The organism is Xanthomonas fragariae (genome assembly GCF_017603965.1).
GTDB classification, from domain to species: Bacteria; Pseudomonadota; Gammaproteobacteria; order Xanthomonadales; family Xanthomonadaceae; genus Xanthomonas; species Xanthomonas fragariae_A.
In genome coordinates this window covers 873,092-892,635 of the sequence record NZ_CP071955.1, presented here as the reverse complement: position 1 = coordinate 892,635, position 19,544 = coordinate 873,092, and the positions used below count along the sequence as shown (strand labels likewise).

Here is a 19,544-nt window from a genome sequence, read left to right as displayed (position 1 = left end):
ATTCCTTCGCATTGCATTGCCGATCGAGCCCCGGATGACCCAGCCCTCCTTGAGCAGCCTATATTCCGATCACCTGCGCACGCTCACCGCGCGCGCCTACCAGGCGTTGCAGCGTGGCGGCTTCGATCATCTGGTCGTGCCCAGCGGGAGCCTGCATTACCAGGTGTTCGACGACCGCGACTATCCATACGCGGTCAACCCGCACTTCAAGGCCTGGGTGCCGCTGACGCGGGTGCCCAACAGCTGGCTGATCTACACGCCGGGCAAGCGCCCGACGGTGATCTTTTACCAGCCCTTCGACTATTGGCATGTGGTGCCCGACGCGCCCAGCGGCTGGTGGGTGGAGCATTGCGACATCCACATCATCCGCACCCCGGACGAGGCGCTGGCACTGCTGCCCAGACAGCCCGAACGCTGCGCGATTCTCGGTGAGGCGCAAAGCGCGCTCGGCGCGTACGTGCCGAACAACCCGCAGCCGGTGATCGATTACCTGGAGTACCAGCGCGCGTTCAAAACACCGTACGAACTGGCATTGCTGCGCATCGCGCAGCAGTTGGCGGTACGCGGACATCGCGCGGCCGAAGTGGCGTTCCGTGCTGGCCAAAGCGAATTCGGCATCCACATGGCGTATTGCGCGGCGGTGGGTCAGGATGCAAATGCACTGCCGTACGGCAACATCATCGCGCTCAACGAACACGCTGCGGTGCTGCACTACACCGAGCTCGGCCAGCAACCCGCACAGCCGCTGCGCAGCTTTCTCATCGATGCGGGTGCTTCGGCCTATGGCTATGCCAGCGACATCACCCGTACCTACGCTGCCGACCCCGGTAACGAATTCCGGGCGCTGATCGATGCGGTGGATGCTGCGCAACAGTGCATGGGCCAAAGCGTTCGCGCAGGCGTGGATTACAAGCAACTGCACATAGACGCGCATATGGCGTTGATGTGCATCCTCAAAGACTTCGGCATCCTCACCGTCTCGCCGGAAGCCGCATTGGCCACCGGCGTCAGCGCCGCGTTCTTCCCGCACGGGCTAGGCCATCTGATCGGCCTACAGGTGCACGATGTAGCCGGCTTGGCGGCCAACGACAGCGGCGGGCGTATCGAGCGGCCGGCCGGCCATCCGTATCTGCGCCTGACACGCGTGCTCGAACCGGGCATGGTGGTGACGATCGAGCCGGGCGTGTACTTCATCGACATGTTGCTGGACGAAGTGAAGAAGAACGGCCACGCCGCCAGCATCGATTGGGCGCGCGTGGCACAGTTCAAACCCTATGGCGGCATCCGCATCGAAGACGAAGTGGTGTGCACCAATGGCGATCCGGAGAATTTGACTCGCTCGGTGCTCGCTGCACCTACTTGAGTTCCGATGGAAAAACTGGATCGCGCGGCTGGACTCAGCGGATTCGCTTGGTCAGGAATTCTGTAGACAACTCCAATAGCTTTTCACCATGTAATTGCCCTTGGTATCAGCACTGATCGTGTCAAAGCCGTTCAGTCTCACGGCAATGAATGGAAATATCGCTCTGGTTGCATGCTGGTTTCCAGTGGCGGCGTTTTACCTGATTTTTGCTGATTGACTTGTTTGGGTCCACCGATTCGATCCACGCTCGGTGGCTGTCTGTTAGCCGCTCTAACTCAGCCGAGATCGCGCGATGCGCTATCAGCCATCTCCGCTTCGATCTCGTCGGCGCTGCGCGCCAATGCATCGGTCAATACGCGATGGCCATCGGCGGTGATCAGCACATCGTCTTCGGTGCGGATGCCGATACCGCGCCACTTGGCCTCAACCGTGGTGTCGTCGGCACAGATGTAGAGCCCCGGTTCGATAGTGAACACCATGCCGGCTTCGAGCAGGCGCGAATCACCAGCCAACCGGTAGTCGCCGACATCGTGCACATCCAGGCCCAGCCAATGGCCGGTCTTATGCCGATAAAAGCGCTTGTAATGACCGTCGGCGATGTTGCGTTCCAGCTTGCCTTTGAGAAGGCCCAGTCGCAGCAATCCTTCGGTCAAGGTTTCCACCGCGGCCAGATGCCCGGCTTCGTAGGCCACACCAGGGCGCGCCTGTGCGAGTGCGGCAGCCTGCGCGGCGCCGACCAGATCGTGCAGCGAACGCTGCGCCGGCATGAAACGGCCATTGACCGGAAAAGTACGAGTGATATCTGCCGCATAGCCGCGGTATTCGGCGCCGGCATCGATCAGCACCAGTTCGCCATCGCGGCTGCGCGCGTTATTGGCGCGGTAATGCAGCACGCAGGCATTGCTGCCGGTAGCGACGATGCTGCCATAGGCCGACCATGCATCGGCGGCGCGGAATTCGCGCTCGACCTCGGCCTGCAGTTCGTACTCGTGCACGCCTGGCCGCGCCAGCCGCATCGCCGCACGATGCGCACGCACGCTGATGTCGGCGGCGTACTGCATCAACTCGATTTCGTCGCGCGATTTGAACAACCGCTGCTCGTGCAGCAGATGCCCGAGTTCGAGGAATTCGTGCGGCGGCTGCGCGCCGTGGCGCACCTGCTCGCGCACACGCTTGAGCCAGCCGATCAACTTGAGATCGAAATCGACGTTGCGCCCGAAGTGGTAATAGACGCGGCTACGCCCCTCCAGCAGGCCCGGCAGAATCTCGTCGACATCGTCGATGGGGTACGCATCGTCCATGCCGTAACGCTCCACCGCGCCCTCCTGACCTTCGCGCGGACCATCCCAGGCTTCGCGCTCGGCGTCGCGCTCGCGACAGAACAGGATCGCCTCGCCATGCTTGCGCCCGGGCACCAGCACCAACACCGCTTCCGGCTCCGGAAAACCACTCAGATACCAGACATCCGAATCCTGGCGATACGGGTAATGGGTGTCGTGGCTGCGCACGCGTTCAGTCGCGGCCGGCAGGATCAGGATCGCCTGATCGCCCGCCATCTGCATTAGCTGCTTGCGCCGACGCGCGTACTCGGTCGCGCCGATTCCGGTGAGCTTTTTCATAATCGGTTGCGCGGTCAATTCAAACGTTGGCGGAAGCGCGGCCCCATGACGCAGTCGCCATGCAGCAACAGCACCGCCACACGCACGAACTCTTCGATTTCGGCCAGCGCGGTGTCGTCTTCTTCGGCCGCATCGAAATCGTCGCTGGAGGCCTGCGCCAGACGCGCCAGATCCTGCAGCGCCTCCTCGCCATCTTCGGTCAGCGCCGGGCGCTGCTGCGTAGCCAGGCCGAACCCGCCCAAAAAGGCGCGGCACCAGTCGAACAAAGCATCAGTGCGCGTCGGCAGCGGGGCGCTGTCTTCGACCAGCATTAGCTCGAACGCGAAATCGCGGTCTTCGAGCTGCGCCACGGTGGCTTGGCGCATCTGGTCCAGCGCGCCGCCCTGCTTGGGTGCCACCTGCGCGGTGTCGGCCAGGACGTGCGCCAGCCAGTCGCCGCTGTCGGCGCCACCACCGCAGAGCCACCCGCACAGCACGCCATGCAACTCCGCCGCAGAGGACGCCAGCGCGAGCTGACGACTTTCGTTTTGCACAGCGGTTACCTCGGGCAGATCCATCAGGTCATCCAAGCTTTAAGAACATAAAGGCGCCGACGATCAGATTCGGCGATCAGACTTCCAAGTGTATCAAGGCGCCCCGAGTCGGCCGCTACCGTGACATTCCATGCAGCGTTCGCGCACATGATGCCGGCCTGTTTCGATCTTCCGCCAAGCCTTGCGGTGGTTAGCCTGAGGCTGCGCGATCGGGCTGTGAGTGGCGCTTGACCGCTGCGCGCACGCGCCCCTATCGTGAGCGCATGGACAACGCTGCCGCCCTCGCTCAAATCCGCGCACTTGCCGCCCGCGTGGAGGCATTGGTCGAGCGCACCCAACGGCTAACAGACGAGAACCGTAGCCTGCGTCATCAACAAGAGCAGTTGATCGGCGAGCGATCGCAACTGTTGACCAAGAACGAACAGGCGCGCTCGCGCGTGGAAGCGATGATCGTGCGGTTGAAGTCACTGGAGCAGCACACGTGAGCAACAACATGCCGGTCAGCGTGCGTATTCTGGATCGTGAATACACGGTCGGCGTGACTGCAGACGAGCGCGAGAGCCTGACTGCAGCGGCGCGGATGCTGGATTTGCGCATGCGCGAGATTCGCGGCAGCAATCGCATGGCGGCCGTCGATCGTGTCGCAGTGCTGGCTGCGCTCAACCTTGCGCACGAATTGCAGCAACTGCGCGAGCAGCAGGCACTCTATGATCGCGAATTGGCCAACACGCTTGACACCTTGAATCGTCGGCTGGACAGCATTACCGATACACCATGTTGAGGCATACCTCGCACTGCCATCGCAAAGATGAATCTTCAAGTGCTGGCCGACGAATGGGCTAGCCATTGCGCAGCAGAGGTCTATACTTCACCTGCGTTCTCTGCTGTAAACGACAGCGTGCAAAACATTCGCCTTGTCCCTTAATTACGACCACGGGGGCGCGACGAAGTCGGGTGTGCAAGTCCGCCTTGTAGCGGGAAGCCCGATGGCCTCACAGCGTCCCCACTTGAACCCCGGGTTCAAGGTCGTTTCGCCCGCATCGTCATGGTGGAGAATGCAAATCTGGAACGGCGCCTTCGGGCGTCGTTTCTTTTTGTGCGTCCAAAACGCCTGCGCTCACGGCTCCTGACTGCAGTGATGCTGCCGTGATGTGTGTTTTCCCATCGTCAGCTTCTGCACGAGCGCGCTTGCTCACGCTGCAGCGCGATCTCAGCACTCCCCTTGCGATCATGGGCGCGCTTTCGCGGAACACGCGTTGTCAATTCGCACGTAATGCATGCCAATTCCGAGCACCGGCCGCGTCCGCCTGGCGATTACGCAGTCGTTTTGTTAGCCGCTCTGAGTCGGCTCGGTGCCACCTCACATGATCTGCAAGAGTGCACACGCTGCAATTGCACCAACAGCTAGGCACGCGCACATATGCCGTCGACAATGCGCAACACCTTTCGATGCGAGACACCGATGACCGACGACCGAGCCGCGCTACGCCAGCAGTTGCGTGCGCAGCGCCGCAGCCTGCCGGCCTCGCAGCGCTTGGCCGCCGCCGATGCCTTGGCCGAGCGCTTGCTGGCGCTGCCGTTCGCGCCGCAGACCGGCGCGGTGGCCGGGTACTGGGCGATGGATGGCGAAATCGCGCTGCACCTGCCCCGTTGGCAACTTAGCCTGCCGGACGGCGTGCGCTACTGCCTGCCGGTGCTGGACGGGCGCGTGTTGCGCTTTGCACCGTGGCAACCCGGCCAGGGCCTGGTCAGCAATCGCTACGGTATCCCGGAGCCAGACGTGGACCGCGCCGATACGCTTGCGCCCGAACAGATGACGCTGGTGCTCACGCCGTTGACCGGGTTCGATGCGGCGTGCCGCCGGCTGGGCATGGGAGGCGGCTGGTATGATCGCAGCTTCGCGTTCCGGCATCGCCAAGCGCCGCCCCCCTGGCTGGTCGGCGTCGGTTTCGCCATGCAGCAGGTCGCCGCCTTGCCCACCGAATCGTGGGATGTGGCGGTGGATGCCATCTGCACCGAACACGCCACCTTCCTGAAAGACGACGCCGTTTCCGTATGACTGCCCGCAAGCGCTACTGGTTGATGAAGTCCGAGCCGGACACGTTTTCCATCGATGATCTGGAGCGTGTCGGCACCGAGCCTTGGAATGGCGTGCGCAATTATCAGGCGCGCAACTTGATGCGCGACGGCATGCATGTCGGCGACGACGTGTTCTTCTATCACTCCAATTGCAAAGTGCCAGGCATTGTCGGCATTGCCAAGATTGCAAGCACAGCCTACCCGGACGACACCCAGTTCGATCCAACATCCGATTACCACGACCCCAAGGCCACCCGCGAAGACCCGCGCTGGATGCTGGTGGACGTGGCATTCGAACGCAAACTCAAACGCACAATTTCGCTGGACGCAATCAAGCAACAGGCCGACGCACTGGGCGAAGGCTTCCCCCTGATCGCCCGCGGCAACCGCCTGTCGATCCTGCCGGTCACCGCCGCACAGTGGAAGCTGCTTCTAGCGATGGAGATGGAGTAGCTGGGATTGGGGATCTGCCAATACCCGCCGCCCGCTCTACACCGCGCTTACCCATCCCAAATTCTCGATTACAAACCACGAGCCCACACATGTCCGAAGCAAAACGACTGGCCGCTGAAAAAGCGATCGATTCCGTGGAAGACGGCATGATCGTCGGCGTGGGCACCGGTTCGACGGTGGCGTATTTCATCGACGCACTGGGCCGCATTGGCCATCGCATCAAGGGGGCAGTGTCCAGCTCCGAGCAAAGCAGCGCGCAGCTCAAACGTCACGGCATCGAGGTGCTGGATCTCAACCACACCGGCAATCTGTCGCTGTATGTGGATGGCGCCGACGAGTGCGACCCGAACCGTTGCCTGATCAAGGGCGGCGGCGCAGCGTTGACACGCGAGAAGATCATCGCCGAAGCCAGCGAGCGCTTCATCTGCATCATCGATCCGAGCAAGCAGGTGCCGGTGCTGGGCAAGTTTCCGCTGCCGGTCGAAGTGATTCCGATGGCGCGCAGCCTGGTCGCCCGCCAGATTCTTGCCCTCACCGGCGGCCAGCCGGTGTGGCGCGATGGCGTGGTCACCGACAATGGCAACGTGTTGTTGGACGTGCACAACTTGCAGATCACCGACCCGGTGGCGTTGGAGCGCAGCTTGAATCAGATCCCGGGCGTAGTGTGCGTAGGCCTGTTTGCGCGTCGACCGGCCGATGTGGTGATCGTCGGCGGCGAACCGCCGCGCGTGATCTGAATGCAGCCGGCGTGGACGCGCCGGTTGCGCGCAGTCACCGCTGGCCTGCCGCCATGCAGTCGGTCGATCGGTCGCTTCCGGTGAGCATCGGCGGCTTGACGCACAGCAGCGCTTGGCAGAAGGTGCGCCATCCACCCGCCCGCTGGTACGCCGCATGCGCCATCTTCGCTTCCTCGGCCTCGCCTGTCTGATCCTGCTCAGCGGCTGCGCCAGCGCCGGCAGCTCCTGGGTGGAACTGGCCGGCACGCGCTATCAGGTGGAATTGGCGCAGAACGACGCCGACCGCGCGCAAGGCCTGATGTTCCGCGACGCCATGGAGGAGGATCGCGGCATGCTGTTCATCCATGACCGCCAGGAGCCGTTGGCATATTGGATGAAGAACACCAAGATCGCCCTGGACATCCTGTATTTCGACAACCAGCGCCGGTTGGTGTCGCAGCAGCGCGATGTACCGCCCTGCTCGGCCGGCGATGCCTGCCCGCCTTACCCCAGCAAGCAGCCGGCGCGTTACGTGCTGGAGCTCAATGCCGGGCAGGCTACCAAGCTCGACCTGAAAGATGGCACCACGCTGACTGTCGGCCCGGGCATCCCGACGCCCAAGTAAGCGCTGCTACACACGCCTAAGCGAACTGTTATCCGGTCGGCGCACCGCGGGCAGGAACTGCAGCGCTTGCGCGATTCATACCGAATCCGCGGCAAGATCCCACAGGCGGCACAGCTGCCTTGAAGGGCGCACGGCTTCACGCCATGCGCGCCCCTGTCAGGAAGTACCGGACTTGAACCCGGCGCCGCTTGCCGACACTCTTGGCAGCATGGTAGACATGCTCCCACTCCCCCATTGGACCGCGCTCGCCAGCCTGGACGACGATGCGGTGCCGTTGATGTCCACCGCGCTGCTGATCGCGCGCGACGAGTATCCGCAGCTGGATGCCGAGCTCTACGACACGCTGGTACAAAACCATGTCGAGCATCTGCGCCGGGAAGTCGAAGCGATCGACCTGTGGCCGTTGAAGATGGCGGCGGTGAACCGCTACCTGTTCGACGAGCTGGGGTATTCGGGCAATCACGACGAATACTACGACCCGCGTAACAGCTACCTCAATCAGGTGCTCGAACGCCGGCTGGGCAATCCGATTTCACTTGCAATGGTGCAGATCGAAGTGGCACGCCGGCTGGGCATTCCGTTGGCAGGGGTGTCGTTTCCCGGTCATTTTTTGGTGCGCCTGCCGGTGGATGATGGCGTGCTGGTGATGGACCCGTTCAATGGCGGCCGCCCGCTGGATGTGGATGAGTTACGGGAGCGCGCACGTCCGCACCTGGGCGGTGAGATTCCCGACGACCGCGCCTTGGCGCAAATTCTCGACCCGGCCCCGCATCGCGCGATTCTGATCCGCATCCTGCGCAATCTGCACGGCGTGTACGCCGATGCCGAGCACTGGGACCGTGCCGCACGAAGCGCCGACCGCATCTTGAAGCTAGTGTCCGATCAACCTGAAGCCCTGCGTGATCGCGGCATGGCCTATCTGCATCTGGGTCATCGCAACGGCGCCCGTCGCGACCTGTCGCGCTACCTGCAGCTTCACCCCAGCGCGCAGGATGCAGCCAGCCTGCATGAGCACCTGGTCGCGTTGAACAGCCAGCGCACGCGCGCGCACTGAGCAATAGAAGCCTAGCATTGACGGCGAGAACCGGATGTCATACCAGTACAGAAGATATGTTTCAGACTATGAATCGGCATCCGCATAGTCAGCGTTTGAGCGGGAGCTGACACTCGCCTCAACTCCCGCTATTGGCAATTAACCCGCAACACCAACTACCTAGTCGCCCCTGAAAAACCCCAACCGCCCAACGACCGCAAGGCCTTGATGTCTGCACCGGCGTGCCAAAACTACCAGTGTTCGCTACGCTGAAGGCTGGTTTCTGGCAATTTTCACTCATGCGTACACGCCGTCCTGCTGCCGAGCACATGCCCGCCGAGGAGTTGTTTCGTTCGCGCCTGGAGAACCAGATCGATCTGCGTCATCCGCTGGCGCAGCTGAGCCAACGGATGCCGTGGACGGCGTTGGAGCAAGCACTTTCATCGCGCTTGCCGGCCACCCAGGCCGGTGGCGGTCGGCCGGCATTGCCGGTGCGGCTGATTGCCGGTTTGCTCTACCTCAAACACGCCGACGACCTGTCCGATGAAGCGGTGTGCGAGCGTTGGCTGGAGAATCCGTACTGGCAATTCTTCACTGGCGAGGTCGTGTTCCAGACGCGCTTGCCGTGCGATGCCAGCTCGCTGACGCGCTGGCGGCAGCGCCTGGGTGAGGCCGGGATGGAAGAGCTGCTGGCGCACACCATCAACGCCGCGCATGCGATGCAGGCGGTGGACGCACGCGAGTTGTCGCGGGTGATCGTGGACACCACGGTGCAAGAGAAGGCGATCGCCTATCCGACCGACAGCCGTTTGCTGGAGGTAGCACGCAAGAAGCTGGTGTTACTGGCCAAGCGGCACGGCATCGGATTGCGGCAGAGCGACGCGCGGCAAGGCCTGGCCTGAGCCGCAAGGCAGGTCGGTATGCGCATGCGCGCCAGTTCAAGCGCATGCGGCGCGTGCTGCGACGTCAACGCACAGTGCTGGGACGGCTCATGCGCGACATCCAACGCAAACTCGATCAGGTAAACACCGGCGTGCGCGAGCGCATCGCGGTCTGGCTGGAACGTGCGCAACGGCTGTACACGCAGCGTCCGAAGGACAAACAAAAACTGTACGCATTGCATGCCTCGGAAGTGGAATGCATCGGCAAGGGCAAGGCGCGTCAAGCGTACGAATTTGGCGTCAAGGTCGGCATTGCGGTCACCGCCTGCAAGGGATTGGTCGTGGGTGCGCGCAGCTTCCCGGGCAACCCGTACGACGGGGATACCTTGGCCGAGCAGCTGGAGCAGACACGCGGGTTGCTGCAGGATGTGCGCGTAGAACCGACGGTGGCGATCGTGGACCTGGGCGATCGCGGGCGCGAAGTCGATGGCGTGCAGGTCCTGCATCGCGGCAAGGCCAAGACGCTGACGCGACGGCAATGGCGCTGGATCAAGCGACGGCAGGCGGTGGAGCCGGTGATCGGACATCTGAAAGACGACTGCAGGTTGCCTCGCTGCAGGCTGAAGGTGCACAAGGCGATGCGCTGCACGTGCTCGGCTGCGCCGCTGGCTACACCCTGCGCTGGCTGCTGCGCTGGATCGCGTTTTTGCGTGCCTGGAGGCGGGCGATGGGATGGTCATTCTTGAGTGCCGTGCCGCTGTCACCGACGGCACTTGGCGCTTGAAGGGGATTTTTCAGGGACGACTACCTAGGCGGATCCTGCGGAGATCTGGGCACTTGGTAAGAGGTTATATATTCGCCATTGGAACCATATATAACAACGATATTGTAGTTCGCATCGCTGTATACCACTTGTGCGCTGCAAGGACAGCTCGCTTGAGTTGTCACCATTCCGCTTGCCTGGACCATGCCGCCCTGCGCGTTGGTTCCGATCGGTAGCTGAGATGCTGCGCCCGGCACCAGGGACAACACTGATAAAACGCGACTGTCAAGAGCGTTGATTTGAACGAATTTCAGCCCAGCCTTTTCGAAAACATACACCTTAAACAGCGGTGACAGGCTCAGGTTCGCCTTGCCAGCCGGCAAACGCTCACCCATTCCTTGTATAAGAGCCTGTTGGCCAACCGTGGAACCAATCGCGGCAAATGGCATTGTTAGGGATAAAACCAGCAGCGTCGTAGAGCACACTGATAATTTAAACACAACAATCCTTTTTAGTACTGAAGCAGTGTAGGAAATTTACGTCTCAATACAGCCAACCAGACCATAAGCATAGTTCGCGCATCCTCCATGGCCACAAAAGCAACATACGTTTTTTGAAATCGCAATTCAACTGCCCGCCAAACCCATGCCCGAAGGTAGTTACTACCGTTCTTTTAAAGACATACTCTCAATGGGCTAATTTCAAAAATTAGCATTCAGCCGATCTCCACCATCTCGAAATCCTCCTTTGTCACGCCGCAATCGGGGCAGGTCCAGCTATCGGGCACATCTTTCCAGCGTGTTCCCGGGGCGATGCCTTCTTCGGGCATGCCGTCGGCCTCGTGGTAGAGAAACCCGCAGACGACGCACATCCAGGTGCGGTAGGTGGTCGTGGATGTCTCGCTCATCGGATAATCGCGGTTATGCAACGGTGGGGCTGTATTGTCCCATCCCACCTACCGCTTTCGGAAGCGCTGCCGTGCCCAACCTTCACAACGCCCGCGGCGTCTACCTCATCACGCCCGACCAACCCGACACTGCAAGGCTGCTCGCCTGTACGGCGCCGTTGCTGGCGGGCATCACCTGGCTGCAATACCGCAACAAGCAGGCCGATGCGGCGCTGCGGCTGCAACAAGCCAGCGCATTGCGCGAGGCCTGCGCGGCACACGGCGTGCCTTTGATCATCAACGACGATGCGCAACTGGCATTGCAGGTGGGCGCACACGGCGTGCATCTGGGCGAAGACGATGGTGAGGTCGCCGCAGCGCGCGCGCTGTTGGGCGAGCAGGCCATCATCGGGGTGTCGTGCTATGACGAGATTGCGCGTGCACAGGCAGCGGCTGTGGCGGGTGCGAGCTATGTGGCCTTCGGTGCCTTCTTCCCCACCCCGACCAAGGCGACGACACGGCGCGCCACGCCCGCGTTGCTGCAACAGGCCGCATCGCTGGGGCTGACGCGGGTAGCGATCGGCGGCGTCGCCCCGATACATGTGCCGGACCTAGTCGCTGCAGGTGCCGATCTGATCGCAGTGGTCAGCGGCGTCTATGCCGCGACGGATCCGGTCGCAGCATTGCAGGCGTATCGGGCGTGTTTTGCTTAGCCGACATAGTGCCTGCCTGCAACAGCAATACCGGCGGACAGGCCATGAAGCACATCCAACGCATCCCCGAAAAAAGCGATCGGCGATGCCAAGTGGGCTGCGTACGGACGGCGCTGCCAACCAGAAGCCCGCGGCCCTCGTAACCTGCCCCCAAACGTGGGTCGCGGGCCTGCGCATTGGTGATTTGAACACCTCCAAACGCAGTGCCAGCCAGCTTGCCGCCAGCGAACGCCAGCTTGTAAGTCACACCCATGTCCAGCTGCGCAATCCAGCGCAGGCGCCCGTATGAACCCCCGAGGTGATGATGCACGCCGGTGCCGGTTTCGGGGGTGTAGCACCAGTGGTACGGGCCACCGGTGATTTCGCTGCCGCAATAGCAGACCGGGTCGCGACCGGTGCAGGTATTGCCGTCGTCGTTGTCCAGTCAATGATGCGGCGCGCCCGACATCTGGCTGCAATTGGTCGATGCCCCCCTAGATATCGATGGTGGTGGGCGGTGACGATGAGGCCCTACCCATCGGCTCCGATGGGGAGGCAAGCACATAGCGGGTAGGCGCACGCGGCTCCAAGCCTGACAATGGTGGGTGCGGTGCGCGCTGTCGGGCATCGCCGCCTCCACTCGGTATCACTCAAGGACCTGCGCATGAATCACTCCCGCTCCCAAGCCCTGTTTGCTCAGGCGCAGACCCTGCTGCCCGGCGGCGTCAACTCACCGGTGCGGGCGTTCAAGGCGGTCGGCGGCGAGCCGTTCTTCGTGGCGCGGGCCGATGGCCCGTATCTGTATGACGTCGACGACAACCGCTACATCGATTACGTGGGCTCGTGGGGCCCGATGATCGCCGGCCATAACCACCCGGCGGTGCATGAAGCGGTAGCGCGCGCGATCCGCCATGGCTTGTCGTTTGGTGCGCCGTGCGCGGCCGAGGTCACCATGGCCGAGACCATCAACCGGCTGGTGCCGTCCTGCGAGATGGTGCGCATGGTCAATTCCGGCACCGAAGCCACACTGTCGGCGGTGCGATTGGCGCGCGGCGCAACCGGGCGTAACCGCATCATCAAATTCGAAGGCTGTTATCACGGCCATGGCGACTCGTTCCTGGTCAAGGCCGGCAGCGGCATGCTGACCCTGGGCGTGCCCACCTCTCCGGGCGTCCCGGCCGGCTTGAGCGAGCTGACCGCCACACTCAGCTTCAACGACTTCGAGAGCGCCACCGCACTATTCGACGAGATCGGCGCCGATGTGGCGGCGGTGATCATCGAACCGGTGGTGGGCAACGCCAACTGCATTCCGCCGCGGGCCGGCTACCTGCAGCATCTGCGCACGCTGTGCACGCGGCATGGCGCACTGCTGATCTTCGACGAGGTGATGACCGGCTTCCGCGTCGCACTCGGCGGAGCGCAGGCGCATTACGGGGTGACCCCGGACCTAAGCACGTTCGGCAAGATCATCGGCGGCGGCATGCCGGTGGGCGCGTATGGCGGCCGGCGCGCGCTCATGGAGCAAATCGCCCCGGCCGGCCCGATTTATCAGGCCGGCACCTTGTCCGGCAATCCGGTGGCAATGGCTGCCGGCCTGGCGATGCTGGAACTGGTGCAGGAACCGGGTTTCCACGCACGCCTGAGCGATGCCACCAGCGTGCTATGCGAAGGGCTCGAAGATGCCGCGCGCGCAGCCGGCATTGTAGTCACAACCAACCAGGTTGGGGGCATGTTCGGGCTGTTCTTTACTGATGAAATCGTGGAGAGCTACGCACAGGCGACGGCCTGCGACATCACCACCTTCAATCGTTTTTTCCACGCGATGCTACAGCGAGGCGTGTATCTGGCGCCGTCGGCGTACGAAGCCGGCTTCATGTCGAGCGCACACGATGAAGCGGTGATCGAAGCGACGCTTGCAGCCGCGCGCGAAGCGTTTGCGGAAGTGGCGCGCTGAGGCGTATTCGCCCGGTTAACCACGCACAGTCTGCGTGGTGACCGCCGCAGACTTCGCTTTTGTCTTGTGGCCGTCATACCTTATTCTGAAAAGTGTGCATGGATGGGCATGAGTGGGGACCTTCGAAGCGGCTGATAGAAGACGCAGGCCTCGATCATTGCTGCGCTGCGTACTCGGCAATCGCCAGACGCAGGCGTGCAAGACCATCGGCCAGTTCGGCATCGGTCAGGTTGAGCGCAGGTACGAAGCGCAATACATCCGGACCGGCCTGCAACAGCAGCAAGCCGTGCTTGGCCGCAAGATCCAGGATCGCCCCAGCCTGCCCGGCATGCGCCGGCGCCAGCACTGCACCCAGCATCAGGCCGCGTCCACGAATCTGCGCAAACAGGCCGAATTGGGCATTAAGCGCGTCCAGACCATCGCGCAATGCCGACGACTGCCGCGCCACGTTCTCGGCGATCTGCGGCGAGGCCAACTTGCGCAGCGCCACACGCGCCACTGCCGCAGCCAGCGGATTGCCGCCGAAGGTGGTGCCGTGTGCCCCGAACTGCATGGTCTCGGCGACCTTGGGGCCGGCGAGCATCGCGCCGATCGGGAAGCCGCCACCCAGCGCCTTGGCCAGCGTCACGATGTCCGGCGTCACCTGCTCCTGCCAATGCGCGAACAGCGTGCCGGTGCGGCCCATGCCGCACTGAATCTCGTCCAGCACCAGCAATGCATCGTGCTGATCGCACAGTGCGCGCACGCGGCTCAAAAAGCCCGACTCGGCCGGCATCACTCCGCCCTCGCCCTGAATCGGCTCGAGCATCACCGCTGCCACATCACCCGAGGACATTGCCGCTTCCAGCGCCGCCACATCGTTGAAATCCACATAGCGAAAGCCGCCGGGCAGCGGCTCATAACCTTCCTGATACTTGGGCTGCGCGGTCGCAGTAACCGAAGCCAAGGTGCGCCCATGGAAACTGCCACGGAAGGTCACGATGACGCGCTTGTCGACCGGGCGGCCCTGGCTACTGGCCCACTTGCGCACCAGCTTGATCGCCGCCTCGTTGGCTTCGGTACCGGAGTTGCACAGAAACACTTTCTGCGCGAAACGCGAGGCGGTGACCAATTCTTCGGCCAGCTTCAATGGCGGCGCACTGTAGAACACGTTGCTGGTGTGCCACAGCTTGCCGGCCTGCTCGGTCAGCGCGGCCATCAGGTCGGGGTCGTTATGGCCCAGCCCGCTGACTGCGATGCCCGACGACAGATCCAGATATTCGCGGCCCTTGTCGTCCCACACGCGACTGCCCTGTCCACGCTCCAGCACCACTTGGCGCGGGCGGTAAACCGGCAAGTAGTAATGCGCCAGGGACAGGGGCGAATCGGCAGCGGTGCTCATGATGGGGGGGTCGCAGAAGCGGAGGGAGAATTCGCATTCTCGCGCATTCGCCGACCTGCGGCACACTGCGCGCATGCGCCCTTCTTCCGATCCTCAGCTCACTCCCGCCGCCACTGACGGCTGGCGCCGGCAATGGTTCGACATCATTTATCGGCACGACACTCGCCCATCACGCAATTTCGACCTGATGCCGGTGGTCGCGATCCTGGCAAGCGTGGTGGTGATCATGGTCGACAAAGTGCCACGCATCCATTCGCACTCGGCGCATTGGTTGGTGCCGCTAGAATGGGCGTTCCCGGTGATTTTTACCGTCGAATACGCGCTGCGCCTGGCGGTGGTGCGGCGCCCGCTGCGCTATGCGCTCAGCGCGTGGGGCGTGATCGATCTGCTCTCGATCCTGCAGAGTTACTTGTCGTTCTTCGTGCCAGGCGCGCAACCGCTGCTGGTGATGTACGTGATCGAAGGCCCGCAGCATGGCTTCACCAGCATTCCGACCAGCATGTAAATGTAGGCATTGATCTTGACGGCGCATTCAACTGGGCCGGCTGGCGTGTGTTTCTGGCAGCCGGCAAGATGGAGATCGCCGACAGCGACGCTAGCAGAAGCTGTTAAGGCAGTAGCGATTACTGTCGGTTGCTATCGGACATCAGCGCGTTGCAGGTGTTGAGCAACTTGCTCGGCGCATCCTCCGGTACCAGCGACGGGCTATCGAGCCAGCCTTGTTCGATGCGCTGATGCGTCGTGATCGCGCCACGCTGCCGCCTCCAGTTTCGGCAATGACGGGGGCGCTGCAACGGGCTGCACTGGCCAGTGCGTCGCACTCCTTGATTGCGCGGTCGTCGATATCGTATGGACAGGTCATGCCGGGCTCACGACCGGCCGAACCGGCAACCAGATCTTCCATACAGCAGGCGTATTGCTTGGCGCCGGTATGCATCTGCGCATCGACTACAGTTTAAGCAATCGATATAGGTGCCGAGTTTGGCCTCCACGCTTTGCTGCGCATCGCGCCGTTTTTCAGAAGTTCGGGGCGCTGCCTCGACAGAAACGGTAGCCATGCACCTGCCCTCCGACTCGATCACGGCCGACAAGCGCCCAGATGGCACCCACTCGCCAATGTTGTCCGCCGCCTCAGTCAAGAAACAGATCCGGCAACAACGCACGCGACGGATCGACTGCGTAGCCGCTCAAGTCGGTGATGCCGGCCTGCGCCAGCACCTCGTCGTCGATCAGAAACTGGCCATGAAATCCGACCGCCGTGCGGGTCAGCACTGCATGCGCGGCGTCGGCCATGATCTCCGGCCGACGACAGGCCGCCGCGTCCACGCCGGGAAGCAATTGATCGTATCGGTCGCAATCACGGTACGCGGCCACAGTGCATTGAACGCCACACCCTGCGCGCCGAATTCGGCTGCCAACCCCTGGGTCGCCAGACTCATGCCCATTTTGGCCGCCATCGACAAACCCACAGCCCAACCCATGCGCTCCTACGAATCACCAACCCCGGCAATTCAGGGCTTCGGCCCCTGTCCTTCGTTGTCTTCCCAATGCAGCACGCGGCGGGTCACGAAACGGTAGACCGGTTTTCCGGTGGCGAACCACAGTTCGCGCACCCAGGAGGTGCGCTTGAGCACGCGACGTTCCACCGGGGTGATCGCGGCCGGGCAATACATGCGCTTGTGCTTGAGCAGGTGGCGCAGGTCTTCGCGCGCAAGCAGACGCATCCAGCGCGCGCGCGGGTTACCGCGAACCGCGAGCTGGAAATCGATCACCGCCGGGCTGCCATCGTCCTGTACCAGCCAGTTGGCTTCCTTGGCCAGATCGTTATGCGCGACGCCGCAGCGATGCAGCTGCTGCAGCAACTTGCGTGCGGTTCGGAAGTAGGCGAGGTCGCCGCGCGGCGGGCGTTGGTACATCGCATCGCCAGCCAGATAACTGCGATCCAGATGGCGCCCGTCCCAGTGCAACAGCCGCGGCGTGCGCGGCAATCCATCCAGTTGGCGCAAGGCCAGCGCTTCGCGTCGCGCCAACCACCAGGCCACACCACGCAACAGCCATGGCGCCACGCTCAGGTCCCGCCGCACGAACACGCGGCCGGCCTTGCGGATCAAGAGGATGCGCCCGAATGTATCGGACTTCAGCGGCAGGTTGCCGACGGGATCATGGCTCATTCCACATTGTAGGCGGCCCGTTTGCATCGCTACACCACGCACGGTCTGCATATGTGTCATGCGCGCTTGCGCCCGTTGCGCGGTCGCGACCTCAGGCGAAGCGGACAGGCCGATGTGAGAACGCACAAGTCGGTCGCCGCCGCGCCCGCCTATAATTCGGGAATGAACTCATGGATCGACGCCACGCTGGAGTGGATCGGACACCACCCCACCTTGGCTGGCGTGGTGATCTTTGCCATCGCATTTTGTGATGCGGTGATCGTGCTCGGTGCCATCGTGCCCGCGCTGCCGTTGCTGTTCGCCATCGGCGTACTGATCGGGCTTGGGCAGATCAACGGCCCGTATGCGGTAATCTGCGCCACGCTGGGAGCGTTCGTCGGCGATGCGTTGAGCTTCTGGGTCGGCCATCGCTGGGGTCACCAGTTGCATACCTACTGGCCGTTTCGCCGCTATCCGCAATTGCTGGAACGCGGTGAGCTGCTGTTCCGACGCAACGCCTTCAAGAGCATTTTGATCGCGCGCTATGTGGGCGCGGTACGGTCGTTCGTGCCGGCGATCGCCGGCATGTCGCACATGCCATTCAAACGTTATGTGGTCGCCAGCGGTTTGGCCTGCATCTCGTGGGCGTTGCTGTTTCTGGTGCCCGGTTGGGTGCTGGGCACTGCCTACGATGCAGTCGCCGCAGTGGCCGGGCGCTTGTTCGTGGTGGTTACTCTGCTGGTTGCGGTGATCGCGCTGGCTTGGGCGGTGGTGTTGTATTCGTATCGCTGGTCCGCCGGCCATCTGGATGCGCTGCTGGCGCGGTTGCTGGAGTGGTCGCATCGGCATCCGGTGCTGGGCAACTGGTCGGTCAGCGTGTTCGACCCGCACCGTCGCGAGTCGGTGCCGCTGGCGATGATGGCGTTGATGCTGCTGTTGCTGGGCTGGGGCTGGTTCGTGCTGTTGATGGTGGTATTGGCGCACGGCGAGCCGCTGCGCTTAGACCTGGCCGTGCACGATCTGATGTTGGCACTGCGCAACCCGCTGGCCGACTACCCAATGGTGGCGCTGGCCTCGCTAGGCGACTGGCAGGTGCTGTTGCCAGCGATCGCTGCGGCGATGGGCTATCTGGCCTGGCGCCGCCGCTGGATGGCCGTGGCGCATTGGGTGATCGCGCTTGCGTTCGGGCTTGCGTTGACACAGTGGCTGGGCGCCACCGTTCAAGTGGTGCGCCCGCCTGCGGCCAGCAGTGGTTTCGGCTTCCCGTCGGTGGCGGTCACCATGGCCACGATCGGCTTCGGTTTCTTCGCACTACTGATCGCGCGCGAGCTGCCTGGCCGGCGTCGCGTGTGGCCGTATCTGGTCAGCGGCGCGATCGTCTCGCTGATTGGATTTGCGCGGTTGTATCTGGGCGCGCACTGGCTCAGCGACGTGGTCGGCGGCATGTTGTTCGGCATTTTCTGGCTGCTGGTGCTGGGCATCGCTTATCGCCGCCGCGCCACGCGTGCGTTCTGGGTCAAGCCGGTGTCGTGGATCTTCTACGGCGTGGTCCTGACCTGCGCGATTGTGTTTGCACCGCGCAATCTTGAGGCCAAGCTGGCCAAGTTCGAACCGCCGCCGCCGTTGCTGCTGGAGCTGCCGACCAACGACTGGTGGAACGGGCAATGGCGCTTGCTGCCCGCGCGCCGCAACGAATTCGACGACGACCAGCGCTGGCCGCTGGACGTACAACTCGCCGGCCCACTTGCACCGTTGCAGCGTCAGCTCGAAGCGCGCGGCTGGCGGGCACAACCGCAGGCCGGCTGGGAACAGGCGCTGCATCTGCTCGATGTCAGCGGCCACCCGGACGATGTGCCGATTCTGCCGGCCACGCTGGATACGCAGGTCGAGGCCTTGTTGATGGTGCGTCCCGCTGCGCTCGGCCATGTGCATGTGCTGCGTCTGTGGCCAGCGGCCGCACGCTTGCAGCCGGATGCACAACCGCTCTGGGTGGGCAGCACGCAGACATTGCGCTATAGCCGCCACTTCAGCCTGATTGGGCTGTGGTACCCGCTGCGTGGTGTGGACCCGGCATTGAGCGCATTGCGCGAAGCACTCGGCCCGTTGCCCTATCGACTGGAACGACGTCCCCGCTCGCAAGTGCCGGTGATGCTGATCGACAGCACCTCGGGCAACACGGTTCGAGGCGAGGACAACGATAACGCACCGCAAGCAACGACTGCGATAAGCGCGGTGACCGCATTCAATCCGGCTGCGTCCGATCCCACAACACTACGTCGTTGGTGTGACTGACAAAACCTAGCGAGCAGTCGTCAGGTGGGTGCGGACGGCGAGAAGTAACCGCAGTGTACGCCTAGTACATGCCAATTCGGAGCACCGGCCGTGCCCGCCTGGCGACTGCGCAGTCGTTTTGTTA

At 63.0% G+C, this 19,544-nt stretch carries 17 protein-coding genes, 2 other RNA genes and 4 pseudogenes; 14 read left to right on the top strand and 9 right to left on the bottom strand.

Annotated elements, in window-relative coordinates:
- Positions 1–34 precede the first annotated feature (34 nt).
- Entirely contained in the window at positions 35–1,363 is a 1,329-nt protein-coding gene (gene pepQ / locus J5I97_RS04190; protein ID WP_208589274.1) for a Xaa-Pro dipeptidase, read from the top strand.
- Between the two features lie 275 nt (positions 1,364–1,638).
- Here the strand turns inward: pepQ and J5I97_RS04185 are convergent, their stop codons facing one another.
- Positions 1,639–2,982: an aminopeptidase P N-terminal domain-containing protein gene (locus J5I97_RS04185; RefSeq protein ID WP_208589272.1), complete on the bottom strand. Its 1,344-nt coding sequence runs from the start codon at positions 2,980–2,982 to the stop codon at positions 1,639–1,641.
- Positions 2,983–2,996: 14 nt separating this feature from the next.
- On the bottom strand, positions 2,997–3,539 hold the full coding sequence (locus J5I97_RS04180; RefSeq protein ID WP_208591545.1) for a YecA family protein: 543 nt from the start codon (positions 3,537–3,539) through the stop codon (positions 2,997–2,999).
- A gap of 239 nt (positions 3,540–3,778) precedes the next feature.
- On the opposite strand from J5I97_RS04180, the gene J5I97_RS04175 reads away from it, so the two are divergent.
- The 9 genes and pseudogenes from J5I97_RS04175 (at position 3,779) to J5I97_RS04135 (ending at position 10,086) form a co-directional block, all read left to right on the top strand.
- A complete protein-coding gene (locus J5I97_RS04175) occupies positions 3,779–4,000 on the top strand; it encodes a TIGR02449 family protein (RefSeq protein WP_039410450.1) in 222 nt (73 codons plus the stop codon).
- Positions 3,997–4,296, top strand: a complete 300-nt coding sequence (locus tag J5I97_RS04170) for a cell division protein ZapA (RefSeq protein ID WP_208589270.1) — start codon at positions 3,997–3,999, stop codon at positions 4,294–4,296. Before J5I97_RS04175 ends, J5I97_RS04170 begins: the two co-directional genes overlap by 4 nt.
- Positions 4,297–4,390: 94 nt before the next feature.
- Positions 4,391–4,574: non-coding RNA, 6S RNA (ssrS, locus tag J5I97_RS04165), on the top strand.
- A gap of 403 nt (positions 4,575–4,977) precedes the next feature.
- A complete protein-coding gene (locus tag J5I97_RS04160) occupies positions 4,978–5,574 on the top strand; it encodes a 5-formyltetrahydrofolate cyclo-ligase (RefSeq protein WP_002812467.1) in 597 nt (198 codons plus the stop codon).
- Positions 5,571–6,047, top strand: a complete 477-nt coding sequence (locus J5I97_RS04155) for an EVE domain-containing protein (RefSeq protein WP_208589264.1) — start codon at positions 5,571–5,573, stop codon at positions 6,045–6,047. The genes J5I97_RS04160 and J5I97_RS04155 overlap by 4 nt, the downstream gene beginning before the upstream one ends.
- A gap of 89 nt (positions 6,048–6,136) precedes the next feature.
- Positions 6,137–6,784, top strand: a complete 648-nt coding sequence (gene rpiA / locus J5I97_RS04150; protein WP_208589260.1) for a ribose-5-phosphate isomerase RpiA — start codon at positions 6,137–6,139, stop codon at positions 6,782–6,784.
- A gap of 154 nt (positions 6,785–6,938) precedes the next feature.
- On the top strand, positions 6,939–7,388 hold the full coding sequence (locus J5I97_RS04145; protein WP_208589258.1) for a DUF192 domain-containing protein: 450 nt from the start codon (positions 6,939–6,941) through the stop codon (positions 7,386–7,388).
- A gap of 172 nt (positions 7,389–7,560) precedes the next feature.
- Positions 7,561–8,442: a SirB1 family protein gene (locus J5I97_RS04140; protein ID WP_208589256.1), complete on the top strand. Its 882-nt coding sequence runs from the start codon at positions 7,561–7,563 to the stop codon at positions 8,440–8,442.
- A gap of 278 nt (positions 8,443–8,720) precedes the next feature.
- A pseudogene (locus tag J5I97_RS04135) lies at positions 8,721–10,086 on the top strand (IS5 family transposase).
- Between the two features lie 694 nt (positions 10,087–10,780).
- Here J5I97_RS04135 and J5I97_RS04130 read toward each other — a convergent pair.
- Complete coding sequence (locus J5I97_RS04130) at positions 10,781–11,020, bottom strand: rubredoxin (protein ID WP_208589254.1); 240 nt, start codon at positions 11,018–11,020, stop codon at positions 10,781–10,783.
- Positions 11,021–11,043: 23 nt separating this feature from the next.
- Between J5I97_RS04130 and thiE the strand changes: the two genes are divergently transcribed.
- Complete coding sequence (gene thiE / locus J5I97_RS04125; protein WP_208589252.1) at positions 11,044–11,664, top strand: thiamine phosphate synthase; 621 nt, start codon at positions 11,044–11,046, stop codon at positions 11,662–11,664.
- A gap of 208 nt (positions 11,665–11,872) precedes the next feature.
- Here thiE and J5I97_RS19765 read toward each other — a convergent pair.
- Positions 11,873–12,136: pseudogene (locus tag J5I97_RS19765) on the bottom strand (hypothetical protein); the annotation flags it as partial.
- Positions 12,137–12,307: 171 nt separating this feature from the next.
- Here J5I97_RS19765 and hemL point away from each other — a divergent pair.
- Positions 12,308–13,597, top strand: coding sequence for a glutamate-1-semialdehyde 2,1-aminomutase (hemL, locus tag J5I97_RS04120; RefSeq protein ID WP_208589250.1), 1,290 nt, complete (start codon positions 12,308–12,310; stop codon positions 13,595–13,597).
- 154 nt (positions 13,598–13,751) lie between these two features.
- Here the strand turns inward: hemL and J5I97_RS04115 are convergent, their stop codons facing one another.
- Positions 13,752–14,978, bottom strand: a complete 1,227-nt coding sequence (locus J5I97_RS04115; RefSeq protein WP_208589241.1) for an acetylornithine transaminase — start codon at positions 14,976–14,978, stop codon at positions 13,752–13,754.
- Positions 14,979–15,051: 73 nt separating this feature from the next.
- Between J5I97_RS04115 and J5I97_RS04110 the strand changes: the two are divergent.
- A pseudogene (locus J5I97_RS04110) lies at positions 15,052–15,480 on the top strand (ion transporter); the annotation flags it as partial.
- Between the two features lie 121 nt (positions 15,481–15,601).
- Here the strand turns inward: J5I97_RS04110 and J5I97_RS04105 are convergent.
- The 3 genes and pseudogenes from J5I97_RS04105 to J5I97_RS04095 all read right to left on the bottom strand — a co-directional run bounded on the left by J5I97_RS04105 (position 15,602) and on the right by J5I97_RS04095 (position 17,149).
- Complete coding sequence (locus J5I97_RS04105) at positions 15,602–15,772, bottom strand: hypothetical protein (RefSeq protein WP_208589240.1); 171 nt, start codon at positions 15,770–15,772, stop codon at positions 15,602–15,604.
- A 337-nt stretch (positions 15,773–16,109) separates the two neighbouring features.
- Positions 16,110–16,429: pseudogene (locus J5I97_RS04100) on the bottom strand (SDR family oxidoreductase); the annotation flags it as partial.
- A 60-nt stretch (positions 16,430–16,489) separates the two neighbouring features.
- Positions 16,490–17,149 carry a serine/threonine-protein kinase gene (locus tag J5I97_RS04095; protein WP_208589238.1) on the bottom strand — a complete coding sequence of 220 codons (660 nt, stop codon included), beginning with the start codon at positions 17,147–17,149 and terminating at the stop codon, positions 16,490–16,492.
- Between the two features lie 162 nt (positions 17,150–17,311).
- Between J5I97_RS04095 and J5I97_RS04090 the strand changes: the two genes are divergently transcribed.
- Entirely contained in the window at positions 17,312–19,420 is a 2,109-nt protein-coding gene (locus J5I97_RS04090; protein ID WP_208589236.1) for a bifunctional DedA family/phosphatase PAP2 family protein, read from the top strand.
- Here J5I97_RS04090 and J5I97_RS04085 read toward each other — a convergent pair.
- Positions 19,415–19,490: non-coding RNA, sX9 sRNA (locus J5I97_RS04085), on the bottom strand. The two genes, J5I97_RS04090 and J5I97_RS04085, sit on opposite strands and share 6 nt — an antisense overlap.
- Between the last annotated feature and the right edge of the window lie 54 nt (positions 19,491–19,544).